Origin of the sequence: Vibrio sp. 10N.261.55.A10, from assembly GCF_041470825.1 — a bacterium.
GTDB classification, from domain to species: Bacteria; Pseudomonadota; Gammaproteobacteria; order Enterobacterales; family Vibrionaceae; genus Vibrio; species Vibrio crassostreae_C.
Genome location: NZ_JBFRNC010000048.1, coordinates 26,800 through 41,400 on the forward strand (window position 1 = coordinate 26,800; position 14,601 = coordinate 41,400).

Sequence of the window (14,601 nt, forward strand, 5' to 3'; positions counted from 1 at the left end):
GGCTCTTGGGAACAAGAGACCAATCTTCATAGAAAGAGATAAAAGAACAGCCAAACACAACTTCGCTTGCTCCCGTAATCACTCAGTGATTCGTGGAACCTAAGACTAAAGCCCGTCCACTGTGATGGGCTTTATTGTTTGTAGGCGTTAGTGCTTTCGACTCTGGGAAGCGAATATAGGCTACTAAAACACAAGCAAAGCTACCGTTACCAAGCAATGAGCTTTACACTTAACAAGCGTCTCAATAGGTGAAAATATGGAACTCATTCTCTCTCTGCTGCAACAAACCTGCGTCTACTTAGTGATTGCTTACATGCTGAGTAAAACCCCACTGATTCTCCCTTTGTTGAGCATCTCTTCACGCTTAGGCCATAAGATCAGCTGCTACGTTCTGTTCTCCCTATTCTGTATTATGGGCACCTATTTCGGACTGCAAATCAATGATGCCATCGCCAACACGCGAGCGATGGGCGCGGTAATGGGCGGTTTGTTTGGTGGTCCTGTAGTTGGCTTTGCGGTCGGCTTTACTGGCGGGATTCATCGCTATTCATTGGGTGGATTTACGGACTTAGCTTGTGCTATCTCAACGACAGCAGAAGGCTTGATTGGTGGCCTGCTGCATGTGTACTTAGTCAGAAAGAACAAAGCCAGTCAGCTGTTTAATCCGCTGGTAGTGTTCTCTGTCACCCTATTTGCAGAAATTATTCAAATGTTGATTCTGCTCGCAGTCGCCAAACCATTTGAGCAGTCCTACGCGCTTGTTTCCGATATTGCCGCGCCAATGATCATTGCCAACTCTGTGGGTGCAGCACTGTTCATGAGCATCATCCAAGACAGAAAGACCATCTTCGAGAAATACTCCGCCACCTTCTCACGCCGCGCACTTACTATTGCCGAGCGTTCGGTAGGTATTCTGCATGGCGGCTTCACTTCCGATAACGCACAAAAGATCGTGCGTATCGTTTATGAAGAAACTAATGTTGGTGCCGTGGCGATTACCGACCGAGAAAAAATCCTCGCGTTCGTCGGCATTGGCGATGAGCACCATATTCCAAATACCCCTATTTCATCGCAAAGCACGCTCACTTCGATGGAACAGAACGACATCATCTACCTTGATGGCAAAGAGAACCCATACCAATGCTCCTTGTCGCAGGATTGTAAATTGGGTTCTGCGTTGATTATTCCATTGCGCGCGGGTAACGAAGTGGTCGGCACCATCAAGCTCTATGAGCCAAAGCTGAAACTATTCTCAACTATCAATATGTCGATGGGTGAAGGTATCGCTCAACTATTATCGAGCCAGATCCTATTTAGCAACTACCAGCAGCAGCAAACGCTACTGACACAAGCAGAAATCAAACTGCTGCACGCTCAAGTGAACCCGCACTTCTTGTTCAATGCGCTTAATACTATCAGCGCAGTAACACGTCGTGACCCAGATAAAGCTCGAGAGTTGATTCAACACCTGTCTCACTTCTTTAGAAGCAACCTAAAGCAGAACATCAACACCGTGAAGCTCAAAGACGAACTGGCACACGTCAACGCTTACCTGACCATAGAGAAAGCACGCTTTACCGATCGACTAGAAGTGGAATGGGATATCGACCCGCAGTTATATGAATCTCAATTGCCGAGCTTTACCCTGCAACCGCTGGTAGAAAACGCCATCAAACATGGGATATCTAATATGTTGGAAGGCGGTAAAGTAAAGATCTCTAGCGAGGCTTTCGAGGGTGGGTTCAAGTTAACCGTTGAAGACAATGCAGGTAATTATCAGAAGCCATCTCAAGATCATGTAGGATTAGGGATGGAAATTGTTGATAAACGACTCACTAATTTCTTTGGACAAGATTCAGCACTAAAAATAGAATCTCAACCACAGCAATTTACTCGAATGAGCTTTATCATACCTATACTCAAATAATGGTATTTTCGGAGACGGATCGCTCCGAGTTGAAACATTTAGAAGCAGACATTTAAAAGATAAGCGTGAACCAAGCAGGGATAGAACCAAGATGAAGATTGTAGGATGTTAAAGGCACTAGTTATCGATGATGAGCTTTTTGCTCGCGAAGAGCTGATTGAGCTGCTGACCGAAACCGGAGAAGTGGAAGTCATTGGCCAAGCGAGTAATGCAATTGAAGGGCTAAAGCAAATCAACCTTCTCAAGCCTGACGTGGTGTATTTGGACATTCAAATGCCTCAGGTTACTGGGATTGAATTGCTGAGCATGCTTGACCCGGAAACCATGCCTTATGTGGTGTTTGTGACCGCCTACGATCAATATGCGATTCAAGCCTTTGAAGACAATGCCTTTGACTACCTACTCAAACCCGTTGAACCTTGTCGATTAAATAAGAGTGTTTGCCGCCTGAATAAAGTCATCAAGCAAAACCAGAAAACACCGGAGCAAGACATCTCTGCGATTGCTCCTTGCCACTTAGAGCAGATTCCGTGCATTGGTCATAACCGCATTGTGATCATGGCAAGCCAAACGGTCGAGTGCGCTTATTCTGATATCAGCGGCGTGCACGTTCGTAGCTCATCACAAACGGCAACCTCGCAACTAACGCTTAAGATCTTGGAAGAAAAGACCGATTTGATCCGCTGTCATCGACAGTATTTGATCAACATAAAATCGATCCAAGAGATCAAACTGCTAGAAAATGGATTAGCAGAGATCATTACCCTGACTGGCTTTGAAGTCCCGGTGAGTCGTCGTTATTTAAAGACTTTAAAAGAGCAACTCGGTCTCCAGTAACGCGTTAGAATTAGACGCCTTGTTCCAAAGCACGATCAAAAAAGCCAACGTATCAACGTTGGCTTCCTGCTGTTTACAAATCAATAGTGTTTGCAAATCGATAGTGTTACGCATCGATCTTGTCACCAATCAATAGAGATTAGTCGACTTGCTTAATCTGTAGCTCTTTTGGTACTTCAAAGAACATGTTCTCTTCACGACCTTGAATCTCTTCAACGTCAGTCGCACCTAGCTCACGAATACGATCTAGAATTTGGTTTACCAGCTCTTCAGGAGCAGAAGCACCGGCTGTTACACCGATTTTCTTTTTCCCTTCAACCCACTCGGTTTGAATGTCTTCAGGACAGTCAGTTAGGTAGCCTGGTGTGCCTAGTTTCTCAGCTAGCTCTTTTAGACGAGTTGAATTCGATGAGTTCTTAGAACCAACCACTATCACCACATCAACGTCATTCGCCATCTCACGCACAGCGTCTTGACGGTTTTGAGTCGCGTAACAGATGTCGTCTTTACGTGGGCCTTGAATCTCAGGGAACACTCGACGTAGCTCTTCAATCACATCTGCAGTTTCATCTACTGATAGCGTAGTTTGGCTAACATAGTGCAGGTTACTTGGATCATTCACCACGAGGTTCTGTACGTCCTCTGGTCTTTCAACCAAGTACATACCACCAGCTTGGCTCGCGTACTGACCCATAGTGCCTTCCACTTCAGGGTGACCTGCGTGGCCAATCAGTACCACTTCCATATGTTTGCGGCTCGCACGAGCAACCTCCATATGAACTTTAGTCACCAAAGGACACGTCGCATCAAATACCGTTAACTCACGCTCTTTCGCTTCTTTACGAACCGCTTGAGAAACACCGTGAGCCGAAAAGATCACGATGTTGTCGTCTGGCACCTCACTCAGTTCTTCGACAAAAATAGCACCACGCTGCTTTAGCCCCTCAACAACAAAGCGGTTGTGTACCACTTCATGGCGAACATAGATCGGTGGCTGATACATTTCGAGTGCACGCTCTACGATGCTGATCGCACGATCGACACCGGCACAAAAGCCACGAGGGTTAGCTAACATTATTTTCATTTCATTGCTCATCATTTACCGCGGTACTAAGGTTGCTTCTATAGAGTTCGCCGTCAGCGAGGTTCGCATTCTACAGTGAAGCGTCTAGACAGTGAAGCTCTGGGTGAGATCACAGCTGTAAGGCTATCTTATTCTAGCGTGAAGACAGCTATTCTAACGTTAAGAGAGTTATTCTACCGTTAAGATATTGACGTCAAAGCTAACGTCTTGACCAGCGAGTGGGTGATTAAAATCAACCGTCACTGAATCACCTGCGATCTCAGTAATAATACCTGGAATTTCCATACCGTCAGGACCTGAAAATGCCATGATAGTGCCCACTTCAACTTCAGAGTCGCCAACAAACTTAGCACGATCCATATAGTGAATATGATCTGGGTTTGGCATACCAAACGCGTCTTCCGCCTTCAGTTCGATAGACTTTTCAGTGCCGGCTTCAAGTCCAAGTAAGCACGCTTCAAAGTTCTCACTTAGGCTGCCATCACCCATGACGAACTTCGCTGGTTTGCCCATGTTCTCCGTACTATCGGCAACTGAACCATCCTTCATTTTAATCGTAAAATGTAGAGTTACTGCTGAATCATTTTTAATTGCTGCCACGTTACTTTCCTTAGACTTCTTTATTATTTGAGGATGCGCTGTGCTTTGCTTCCTTGTTGACTGAAGCATAAAAAAAAGCGCCGTCGGAATCAACCGACAGCGCTTAGGGCTATTCTATTCTGTGAGTCATAGACTGACTTTGAAGCAAGCTATTTGCTTTCGTCTTTCTTACGGAAACCATCTAAGATGATCATCGCAGCACCGATACAGATTCCCATATCCGCTAAGTTAAATGCAGGCCAGTGGTAAGTGCCCCAGTAGAAGTCTAAGTAATCGACAACAAAGCCATGTACGACTCGGTCAAACACATTACCTACTGCACCACCAATGATGATCGCATAAGCAATGTTATTCCACTTCTCTGTTGCTGGTAGTTTGCTCATCCAGTACGTCAGCATACCTGTTACCGCAAATGCGATACCCGTAAATAACCAACGCTGCCAACCACTTTGATCACTCAAGAAGCTAAACGCTGCACCGTAGTTATGAACATACAAAAAGTTAAAGAATGGCAACACCTCAATACGGTTTGCCCAGCCATAACCCATGTTGTCCATGACAAAGAGTTTGATGCCGATATCAGCAAGGAACACCAGCAAAGCCAGCCATAACCAACGAACACCAGATTGTTTTAACGAAACTTCACTCATTTCTATTCCTAGTATCTACTCAGTCAAATCATCTCATTATCCACTCTCAAGAATGAACACGAGAAGTCAGCTTGGTTAAACACATTTCCTATAATTAAAAATAACCCCAGTTGATACTGGGGCTATGATTTTTACAAAAAGTTCAGTCTTTCTCTGAGTCGTTATGCGAACTTACGCACTTCGCCTTCACCGTCGATGTTCGACACACAACGACCACAAACTTTCTCGTGACCTTCGATAGTGCCTACATCTGGAGTGTGGTGCCAGCAACGGTCACACTTCTCAGCTTCAGTAGCCGCAACTTCAACGAATAGACCAGCAACGTCTGTCGCTTGCGCTGCATCAGACTTCTCGCTCAGTGGCTTAACAACAGCTGCAGAGGTGATAAGTACGAAACGTAGCTCATCTTCTAGCTTGTTGATTTTAGCCGCTAGTGCATCGTCAGCGTATAGAGTAACTTCAGCTTGCAGTGCACCACCGATCGTTTTCTCTTTACGAGCATCTTCAAGAAGCTTGTTCACTGCGCCACGAACAGACTGGATTTCAGTCCAGAATTCGTTGCTTAGCTCTTCGCCTTCTGCAAGACCAAATAGACCTTCGAACCACTCACCTGTGAATACGAACGTGTCGCGCTGCTCTCCAGTTGGTAAAGAGCTTGGCATTTCGTTCCAAATTTCATCTGCAGTGAACGACATGATAGGTGCCATCCAACGAACTAGAGCTTCTACGATGTAGTAAAGCGCCGTTTGACAGCTACGTTGAGCATGGCTGCCCTGCTTCGCTGTGTACTGACGGTCTTTGATTACGTCTAGGTAGAAAGAACCCATTTCGATAGAACAGAACTGCATTAGACGTTGAGTCACACCGTGAGTGTTGTACTCGCCGTATGCTTTAACAATCTCTTCTTGTGCAGCTTGAGCACGGCCAACAGCCCAGCGATCAAGTGCAACCATCTCTTCAGCAGGAACTAGGTCAGTTTCAGGGTTGAAACCGTTCAAGTTCGCTAGGAAGAAACGAGCCGTGTTACGAATACGACGGTAAGCATCCGCTGAACGCTTCAGGATTTCATCAGAAACCGCAACTTCACCCGTGTAGTCTGTAGAAGCAACCCATAGACGCAGGATATCTGCACCTAGCTTGTTGGTTACGTCTTTAGGAGCAACAACGTTACCGATAGATTTAGACATCTTACGGCCGTTACCATCCACTACGAAACCGTGCGTTAGTACTTGCTTGTACGGTGCTTCGTCTTTCATCGCGATAGATGAAATTAGAGAAGACTGGAACCAGCCACGGTGTTGGTCTGAACCTTCAAGGTAAAGATCAGCACTGTGAGTGCGCTCTTCGTTCGGGAAGTTGTACTCTTCACGAGAATCAACAACAGAGAAGTGCGTAACACCTGAGTCGAACCATACGTCTAGCGTATCCATTACTTTTTCGTACTTATCAGCGTCTTCTGCGCCCATAAGTTCAGCAGCGTCTACATCCCACCAAGCTTGAATGCCTTTCTCTTCAACTAGCTTCGCAACTTTTTCAATAAGCGCTGGGCTTTCTGGGTGAAGTTCTGCTGTTTCTTTATGAACAAACAAAGCAATTGGCACACCCCAAGTACGTTGACGAGAGATACACCACTCAGGACGACCTTCAACCATGCCTTCGATACGGCTTTGACCCCATTCAGGCAACCACTCAACACTCTTGATTGACTCTAGTGCTTTAGCACGTAGGCCAGCTTGATCCATAGAGATGAACCATTGTGGTGTTGCGCGGAAGATGATTGGAGTTTTGTGTCTCCAACAGTGTGGGTAGCTGTGCTCGTAAGCGTGGTGATGCAGAAGTGCACCTTTCTCTTTTAGAACTTCTAAAACAGAGTCGTTCGCTTTGAATACGTGCTGACCAGCAAATAGCTCTGTATCTGGCAGGTAAACGCCGTTAGAACCAACTGGGTTAGCGATTTCTAGGTTGTACTTTTTACCAACCACGAAATCTTCTTGACCGTGACCAGGCGCAGTGTGAACCACACCAGTACCTGAATCTGTTGTTACGTGATCGCCAAGAACTGCAGGAACAGTAAAGTCGTAGAACGGGTGGTTGAACTGAGAAAGCTCAAGATCAGCACCTGTAGCAAAACCAAGGTTGTGGAAGTGCTCGATACCTGCACGATCCATTACGTCTTTTGCTAGTTCAGAAGCAACAACGATACGTTGAGCAGGCTGGTCGCCATTCGCTTCAACTTGGATAAGCACGTATTCAAGATCATCACGTAGACATACTGCGCGGTTAGCAGGCAGAGTCCATGGTGTTGTTGTCCAGATAACGATAGAAATTTCGCCTTGACCCGCATGACCTTCAGCTAGAGTAAATTTCTCTAGAAGCGCCGCTTCGTCAGCTGCTGTAAATTTCACATCGATAGATGGAGAAACTTTATCTTTGTATTCAACTTCAGCTTCAGCCAGAGCAGAACCACAATCAGTACACCAGTGAACGGGTTTGAAACCTTTAAGAAGGTGACCTTTGTCTGCGATTTTGCCAAGAGAACGAATGATGTTCGCTTCTGTGCCAAAATCCATAGTGCGATAAGGTTTGTCCCACTCGCCCATGATGCCAAGACGTTTGAAGCTCTCTTTCTGACCTTCAACTTGACCCGCAGCGTACTTTCGACACTCTTCGCGGAATTCAGCCGCCGAAATCTTCTGACCAGGCTTACCTTTCTTCTTCTCAACCATTAGCTCGATTGGAAGACCGTGACAGTCCCAACCAGGGATGTACGGTGCATCAAAACCAGAAAGGGTCTTAGATTTGATAATAATGTCTTTAAGAATCTTATTCAGCGCGTGGCCAATGTGAATATCGCCGTTCGCGTATGGAGGGCCATCATGCAGTACGAAAGATTTTTTACCTTTCTTTGCCTTACGGATTTCGCCGTAAAGATCTTCTTTGTACCAACGCTTCAGCATTTCTGGCTCACGATTTGCCAGATTGCCGCGCATTGGGAACCCTGTTTCTGGTAAGTTCAGGGTATCTTTATAATCACTCATCGATTCTTAATTCCGTTATATTGGGCGAAGTTAGACATTATGTTAATCGGTGGAATCATCCGATTAATTCTTTAGCTGAAGCAGCCACACCCTTGCGGCTTCAGCATCCAATTCTATTTGATTCTTTAGTGCGTCGAACGATTCAAATTTTATCTCGTCGCGCAGTTTGTGCAAAAGTCGTACTTCTAACTGTTTACCATATAAATTGGCTTTAAAGTCAAAAAAATGCACTTCCAATTGCTGCCTTACCCCATTAACTGTTGGTCGTTGTCCAATATTAGCAACGCCACCGACAGGAACACCGTCGATATCCAAAGCTTCAACAACATACACTCCCGATACAGGAGAAACACAACGCTTTAATGGAATATTAGCGGTAGGGAAACCGATAGTTCTCCCTAGTTTTCGACCATGGGACACTCGACCACTAATACTGTAATCACGTCCTAACATGGTAGCACTTGCAGCCAAGTCATCGACCGCTAATGCATTTCGTATCTCAGTACTGCTTACTCGTAATTGGTTTAAGCAATAGCTTTGGGTGCTGACCACCTCAAAACCGTACTTCTCGCCCGCCTCTTTGAGCATAGCGAAATTACCGGTACGACCTTTACCAAAGCAAAAATCGTCACCAACCACCAAGAACTTCACACCAAGCTTATCAACCAAAAGATCCTTAATGAATGCTTCCGCGGATAAACTTGCAAAATACTGATTAAAATTAACACACAATAAGCGACTGATATCTAGCTTACTCAGTTGCACGTATTTGTCTCGTAAACGAGTTAAACGTGCTGGCGCTCTATCTCGGGCAAACAGCTCCATAGGCTGCGGTTCAAACGTCATAACAACAGAAGGTAGCCCTAATGCTGCAGCTTGTTTAGAAACCTGACTCAAAACCTCTTGATGTCCTAAATGAACACCATCGAAGTTACCTATGGTTAATACACAGCCATGATGCTGCGCTTTAATATTGTGTATACCTCGGATCAGTTCCATTATGATCAGCTAAAACCTGTTATTTGCATCATTTATTGTGTGAAACCGACGGATTATATACTAATCAGTATTAATCTGTCGCTGCTTTTAAATGTTTTACTCGGATACCTAAAATCAGTACCGAAACAATATAAACAAAGCCACCAAGTCCAATCAAGCCAGTTAATGTCAGCGCTCTCTGGCTAAAGCTCCATTCAAGCCAATGTTGCATATTATCCAGCTGCCATAAAATAGCCGCTACCATCACCACACCTGAGATAATTAATTTGGCACTGAACAACAAGGTTGTCTTAGTTAATTGATACACACCCGCAAGGTGCAATCCTCGATATAACAAGGCCATATTCACAAAGGCAGACAGTGCCGTCGCAATCGCCAAACCCACATAGCCATAAAAATAAGCAAAGATCGCGTTAAACACCATATTGGTCACCATAGCGATAATGCCGTACTTAACCGGTGTTTTGGTATCTTGGCGAGAGTAATAGCCCGGAGCTAAAACTTTAATCAGCATGAAATTAAGCAAGCCTGATGCGTAAGCTACCAATGACATCGATGCTTGCTGTACATCGTGTGGAGAGAACTCACCACGCATAAATAGCACCATCAACATGGGTTTAGCTAAAACGATAAGACCTAACATCGCAGGAATACCAAGCAGCAACACCATGCGCACGCCCCAATCCATGGTATGCGCGAACCCTTCCCCTTGAGCATCTACGTGTTTACGAGACAAAGCAGGAAGAATCACAGTCGCAATCGCGATACCGAATAAACCGAGAGGAAATTCAAGCAGTCGGTCTGAGTAGTACAACCAACTGATAGAGCCTGTTGCGAGGAAGCTGGCAATAAAGGTATCAAACAATAAGTTGATTTGGCTGACCGATACACCGAACAGAGCAGGGATCATTAATGTGCGGATCTTAACCACACCCGGGTCTCTCCATCCCCACTTCGGCTTAACCAACACACCCGCTTTGATCAAGAAAGGCATTTGGAAAAGGAATTGGACTAAGCCACCAAGAAACACACCAATAGCCAAACCAATTTCTGGTTGTTCTAAATTAGGTGAGATAAACCATGCAGCGCCTATGATCATCACGTTCAAGAACACAGGAGTAAAAGAAGAGACCGCAAATTTACCTAATGTATTAAGAATGGCACCAGATAAAGCGACGAAGGTGATAAACCATAAATAAGGAAAGGTAATCTTGAGCATAAAGCTCGCTAGCTCAAATTTGGGTGCTGATGGGCCATCATTTAGCCAGTCGATAAACCAACCCGCACCAAACATCGCGGTGATCACGCCAGAGCCCAATACCCCGATGACGGTGACAATAGAAACTAAAACCCCGAGCGTCCCCGACACCTTAGCAATTAAATCTCGTGTCTTATCTTTATCACCTGCGGCGTGATATTCCGTTAATACAGGAACAAACGCTTGAGAAAACGCACCTTCTGCAAAAAGTCGACGTAAGAAATTAGGAATTTTATTAGCGAAGAAAAATACGTCGGCACTCGCTCCTGCCCCCATCAAATTTGCTACTACTACATCACGTACTAGCCCCAATATACGGGAAACAAAAGTCATTGCGCTGACAATCAGGCCTGACTTTAATAGTCGTTTACTCACAGAAACCTCTGACACTGGTTGATTACTTTCAAGCGAGGATAAATACTATCCTGTCCTAAGAAGCATATTTATTAGCATTGGTCTAAAAATGCTGTTAGAATCCCCGCCATCTTAACCGCGATGACCTTTCCATACCAAAGTTTGTTTGGCTACGATTGGTTTTTGCACAAATCATTTGACAATTAAGCGCTAATGAGGGATAGTCCTCGCCCTTAAATTGTCACCGAACTAAGTTTTTGGGAGTTAGACCCTTGGCAAACAGTAAATCTGCTAAGAAGCGCGCTATCCAAGCTGAGAAACGTCGCCAGCACAATGCTAGCCGTCGTTCTATGATGCGCACTTACATGAAAAAGACTATCGCAGCTATCGCAGCTGGTGATAAAGAAGCTGCAACTGCTGCTCTTGTAGAAGTTACACCACTTCTTGACCGTATGGCGACTAAAGGCCTTATTCATAAGAATAAAGCTGCACGTCATAAGTCTCGTTTCGCTGCTGCAATCAAAGCTCTTTAATAGAAATTTGATTACAACGCAAAACGAAAAAAACCGGCCTAGGCCGGTTTTTTTATATCTAAATTTTGAGTAACGCTTTTATTTTACGTGCTAACAGCCGTTTTTCTGACCGATAAACAATTTAAGCAGATAGATAAAACAAACAATCAGAAAAATAAATAGAGAAGCAAATTGGTACGTAGATAGATAGGTAAACACTAACGTTCAATGTGAAATGCTAACACTTCCTTGTGTCATTCTATCGCTGATAAGGAAATCCCCCTCCCACCAGCAATAAGCTACTTGCAGTAAATACCATGCAGTAGGTTAATCATCGCTTTTACTTCTTCACTACTCAATGTGTAATACACAGTTTGAGCTTCTTTGCGAGTTTCGACCAAACCATCTCTTCTCAACCAAGCAAGATGTTGAGATAAAGCAGACTGACTCAGTTCCAACTTGCCACACAACTCCCCAACCGACAGTTCAGTGCCATGTAATAGGCACAAAATCTGTAAGCGACGCTCGTTAGCCATGGCTTTGAGTAGAATCACAGCTTGTGCTGAGTTCTTCTCCATCTCTTTTAAGTTCATAGTTTGGCTCCCTACAACCTTTACGCCAACTACGGGCTATCAGTATTTCCGGCATATTGCGGAGTTATGATAATCGATATCAATTCATTAACAAACTATCTCACTCGAACAATTTGCTAAAATCTGCGTCACATACGTTTTTTACTGCTGGATGTTGGATCATCCTCTCAGCAAATATGACGTAGTACTCCTCTTTTAACTCTTCAATACCGCCTAATAGTTGCAGTGATGTGTCGTCTTCCACTTCAGACATATAAATCGTCGGTGCTAAAAATATTACGTCATGATGGTAACGAGCAAAAGCCTTCATCAATGCGGCATCATCAAACTCACCTAAAATATCTGGCTTAAGCCCTTGTCTATCAAACCATTGCAGCACTTTACGACCCATTGAGGTTCGGCTGCCAGGGATCAAAAGCTTTCTTTGCTCCAATACAGCAGGGAAATTAACCCCTTCAACCTGACCTGAACTAAAAAAGCTCATTCCACTCTCACCCAGCTTTTTACTGAACAGGCCCGGGCTTTGACTAGAGTCCACCGGACAGTCAGACAAAATCATATCGAGCTTATGTTGAGAGAGTTGCTCAAGTAGCATTTCATGGGTCGATTCAAAACAGCGCAAGTGAATGCTGTTATCTGGAGGGATGGTCGACATCAGTATCTTACTGACGAGTCTTTTAGAGAGCGCATCCGCGACGCCAACATCAAACAGAATATTGGAGTGCTGGCTGTAATTCACGATGTCCAGCATCTCGTAACTCAGGCCAAACATACGATCGGCATATTTAAAGACCAGTTGCCCAAGCTCTGTAGGCTCAACACTTCGGCCATTACGCTTGGTCAACTTGCCATCCATGCGTTCTTCTAAGGCTTTTATCTGCCCCGTTACCGTTTGTGGTGTTAGGAATAGGGCTTCTGCAGCTTTAGTAACAGAGCCTTGCTTGCAAACCATCCAGAAGTAATACAGATGGTTGTAGTTGAGATGCGACATAGATGTGCCGTAATAAAAGAGTAGATACCCTTTTATATCAAATATGACACCGCCACTCAACAAACTCGGAAAAACCTAACCAAACATAGATTTACCACTTATTTTTTCGAAGTGTCTGATTTCATAATGTAATATTTCATCGATTATTTTCAATTTTTTTCTAACTTTTAAGATCTATATCACCTATAGAACTTCCATTAAAAAACAATTTAAAACAACAACTTAAAACAACCACATTAGCAATTGGAATATTTAAAGAGTAAATCATCACAAAAAAGTCGCACCTAAACCAAAATGTAATATTACTGAAATATTTCCCCTCTAACATCACGCTCAGATTAAACAAACAGACCAAACACAGACTTAAACGGTCCAATGGAGAAAACATTATGAACCAAGCTACTACTGCAGCAGCGCCTATCTCGAGCACTACTCGTTGGCTACGCTGGGCTAACTTGGCATTCATGCTTTACCTACTATTACTTTCAGTTTCAATGGTTGGTACAGGCTTCAAATGGGCAACAGGCGAGCAAGCAAAGGTTCTTTTCGAATTTGCTTCACACCCAGTTGCAGGCTTAATGATTGGTTTAGTAGCAACAGCGCTTATTCAATCATCAAGTACAGTTACTTCAATTATCGTTGGCCTTGTGGCAGGTGGTTTACCTGTTGAGCTAGCAATTCCTATGATCATGGGTGCTAACATTGGTACTACGGTAACCAATACGCTAGTTAGCCTTGGTCACGTTCGTTGTAAAGAAGAGTTCAAACGTGCATTCGCAAGTGCGACAATCCACGACTTCTTTAACCTATTAGCCGTTGCTATCTTCCTACCACTAGAGATGGCGTTTGGAATTCTAGAGAAAATTTCTCACTGGTTAGTATCACCGATGCTAGCAACAGGTGATATGAGCATGGGTGGTCTTAACTTCATCAAGCCAATCACTAAGCCTGTTGTAAGTGCGATTAAAGAACCACTATCAACGTTTGGCGACACTGTTGGCGGCATCATGCTTATCGCTCTAGGTATCGCAACTATCTTCGTAGCTATTACTGTAATGGGTAAGCTGATGAAGAGCCTAATGGTTGGTCGTGCTCGTGAGATTCTAAAGAACGCAATCGGTCGTGGTCCAATCCACGGTATCGCTTCTGGCTCTATCGTGACTATCCTTGTTCAGTCTTCTTCTACGACAACAAGCTTGATGGTTCCACTAGTAGGTTCAGGTGTTCTTAAAGTACGTGACGTTTACCCATTCACTCTGGGTGCAAACATCGGTACATGTATTACGGCTCTACTTGCAGCTACAGCAGTGTCTGGTGAGTTCGCAGTATTCGCACTACAAATTGCTCTAGTACACTTGGTGTTCAACATCATGTCAACGGTATTCATCTTCGGTATCCCGTTCCTACGTGAACTTCCAGTTAAAGCGGCAGACATGATTTCAGACATGGCTGTGAAGAACAAAGCTGTAGTGGCTGGTTACCTTGTTGCGGTATTCCTTGTACTGCCTGGTAGCGTGTTAGCTCTTACCGCTTAATAGCAAAATAAACATCGCTTATAGCAAAGCCCGCTACCTCCTAGGTTGCGGGCTTTTTCTTTTTAAGAGCAGATGAGGGAAGCAAAAATCAGATACGGGATGCGAGTGAGCACCTCAGTAAAAGCGACAGACACAGTATGGGCAGTCGGTACTGAAATTCTTAAAAACGCCAACTGCAACGTAAAGCAGTTCGGCAAGCCAAATCTACTAGGGCGTGTTGATC

The 14,601-nt window shown here is 44.4% G+C and carries 12 protein-coding genes; 4 read left to right on the forward strand and 8 right to left on the reverse strand.

Translation table 11 applies throughout. The features are described 5' to 3' along the window. Positions 1 to 256: 256 nt before the first annotated feature. Together AB4274_RS15285 and btsR are read left to right on the forward strand one after the other, a co-directional pair. Positions 257 to 1,927 (forward strand): LytS/YhcK type 5TM receptor domain-containing protein, encoded by a 1,671-nt coding sequence (locus tag AB4274_RS15285; RefSeq protein ID WP_372112545.1) that lies wholly within the window; start codon positions 257 to 259, stop codon positions 1,925 to 1,927. A gap of 105 nt (positions 1,928 to 2,032) precedes the next feature. After that, positions 2,033 to 2,764, forward strand: a complete 732-nt coding sequence (gene btsR / locus AB4274_RS15290) for a two-component system response regulator BtsR (RefSeq protein ID WP_372112546.1) — start codon at positions 2,033 to 2,035, stop codon at positions 2,762 to 2,764. Positions 2,765 to 2,903: 139 nt separating this feature from the next. On the opposite strand, the gene ispH is transcribed toward btsR, so the two are convergent. From ispH to murJ, 6 genes are all read right to left on the reverse strand, one after another. Next, entirely contained in the window at positions 2,904 to 3,860 is a 957-nt protein-coding gene (gene ispH / locus AB4274_RS15295) for a 4-hydroxy-3-methylbut-2-enyl diphosphate reductase (protein WP_065584735.1), read from the reverse strand. 156 nt (positions 3,861 to 4,016) lie between these two features. After that, on the reverse strand, positions 4,017 to 4,448 hold the full coding sequence (gene fkpB / locus AB4274_RS15300) for an FKBP-type peptidyl-prolyl cis-trans isomerase (protein ID WP_017059345.1): 432 nt from the start codon (positions 4,446 to 4,448) through the stop codon (positions 4,017 to 4,019). Between the two features lie 149 nt (positions 4,449 to 4,597). Further along, positions 4,598 to 5,098, reverse strand: coding sequence for a signal peptidase II (gene lspA, locus AB4274_RS15305; protein WP_004739521.1), 501 nt, complete (start codon positions 5,096 to 5,098; stop codon positions 4,598 to 4,600). Between the two features lie 161 nt (positions 5,099 to 5,259). Further along, the gene (gene ileS / locus AB4274_RS15310; protein ID WP_017059344.1) at positions 5,260 to 8,136 is read right to left on the reverse strand and encodes an isoleucine--tRNA ligase; all 2,877 of its coding nucleotides are present in this window, start codon (positions 8,134 to 8,136) and stop codon (positions 5,260 to 5,262) included. 63 nt (positions 8,137 to 8,199) lie between these two features. Further along, positions 8,200 to 9,135 (reverse strand): bifunctional riboflavin kinase/FAD synthetase, encoded by a 936-nt coding sequence (gene ribF / locus AB4274_RS15315; RefSeq protein ID WP_017062867.1) that lies wholly within the window; start codon positions 9,133 to 9,135, stop codon positions 8,200 to 8,202. A 70-nt stretch (positions 9,136 to 9,205) separates the two neighbouring features. Then, a complete protein-coding gene (gene murJ, locus AB4274_RS15320) occupies positions 9,206 to 10,768 on the reverse strand; it encodes a murein biosynthesis integral membrane protein MurJ (RefSeq protein WP_372112548.1) in 1,563 nt (520 codons plus the stop codon). 251 nt (positions 10,769 to 11,019) lie between these two features. Here murJ and rpsT point away from each other — a divergent pair, with 251 nt between their 5' ends. Beyond that, positions 11,020 to 11,280, forward strand: coding sequence for a 30S ribosomal protein S20 (gene rpsT, locus AB4274_RS15325; RefSeq protein WP_004739529.1), 261 nt, complete (start codon positions 11,020 to 11,022; stop codon positions 11,278 to 11,280). 278 nt (positions 11,281 to 11,558) lie between these two features. Here the strand turns inward: rpsT and AB4274_RS15330 are convergent, their stop codons facing one another. Together AB4274_RS15330 and nhaR are read right to left on the reverse strand one after the other, a co-directional pair. Beyond that, positions 11,559 to 11,852: a metalloregulator ArsR/SmtB family transcription factor gene (locus AB4274_RS15330; protein ID WP_004735028.1), complete on the reverse strand. Its 294-nt coding sequence runs from the start codon at positions 11,850 to 11,852 to the stop codon at positions 11,559 to 11,561. A 100-nt stretch (positions 11,853 to 11,952) separates the two neighbouring features. Beyond that, positions 11,953 to 12,843 (reverse strand): transcriptional activator NhaR, encoded by an 891-nt coding sequence (gene nhaR / locus AB4274_RS15335; RefSeq protein WP_017059341.1) that lies wholly within the window; start codon positions 12,841 to 12,843, stop codon positions 11,953 to 11,955. Between the two features lie 389 nt (positions 12,844 to 13,232). Here nhaR and AB4274_RS15340 point away from each other — a divergent pair, with 389 nt between their 5' ends. After that, positions 13,233 to 14,378, forward strand: coding sequence for a Na/Pi symporter (locus AB4274_RS15340; RefSeq protein WP_017059340.1), 1,146 nt, complete (start codon positions 13,233 to 13,235; stop codon positions 14,376 to 14,378). The last annotated feature ends 223 nt before the right edge of the window (positions 14,379 to 14,601 follow it).

Coding starts and splice junctions, on each gene's coding strand:
- lspA (WP_004739521.1), bottom strand. CDS start 5,098: ATGAGTGAAGTTTCGTTAAAACAATCTGGTGTTCGTTGGTTATGGCTG.
- ribF (WP_017062867.1), bottom strand. CDS start 9,135: ATGGAACTGATCCGAGGTATACACAATATTAAAGCGCAGCATCATGGC.
- AB4274_RS15285 (WP_372112545.1), top strand. CDS start 257: ATGGAACTCATTCTCTCTCTGCTGCAACAAACCTGCGTCTACTTAGTG.
- AB4274_RS15340 (WP_017059340.1), top strand. CDS start 13,233: ATGAACCAAGCTACTACTGCAGCAGCGCCTATCTCGAGCACTACTCGT.
- ileS (WP_017059344.1), bottom strand. CDS start 8,136: ATGAGTGATTATAAAGATACCCTGAACTTACCAGAAACAGGGTTCCCA.
- nhaR (WP_017059341.1), bottom strand. CDS start 12,843: ATGTCGCATCTCAACTACAACCATCTGTATTACTTCTGGATGGTTTGC.
- btsR (WP_372112546.1), top strand. CDS start 2,033: ATGTTAAAGGCACTAGTTATCGATGATGAGCTTTTTGCTCGCGAAGAG.
- AB4274_RS15330 (WP_004735028.1), bottom strand. CDS start 11,852: ATGAACTTAAAAGAGATGGAGAAGAACTCAGCACAAGCTGTGATTCTA.
- ispH (WP_065584735.1), bottom strand. CDS start 3,860: ATGAGCAATGAAATGAAAATAATGTTAGCTAACCCTCGTGGCTTTTGT.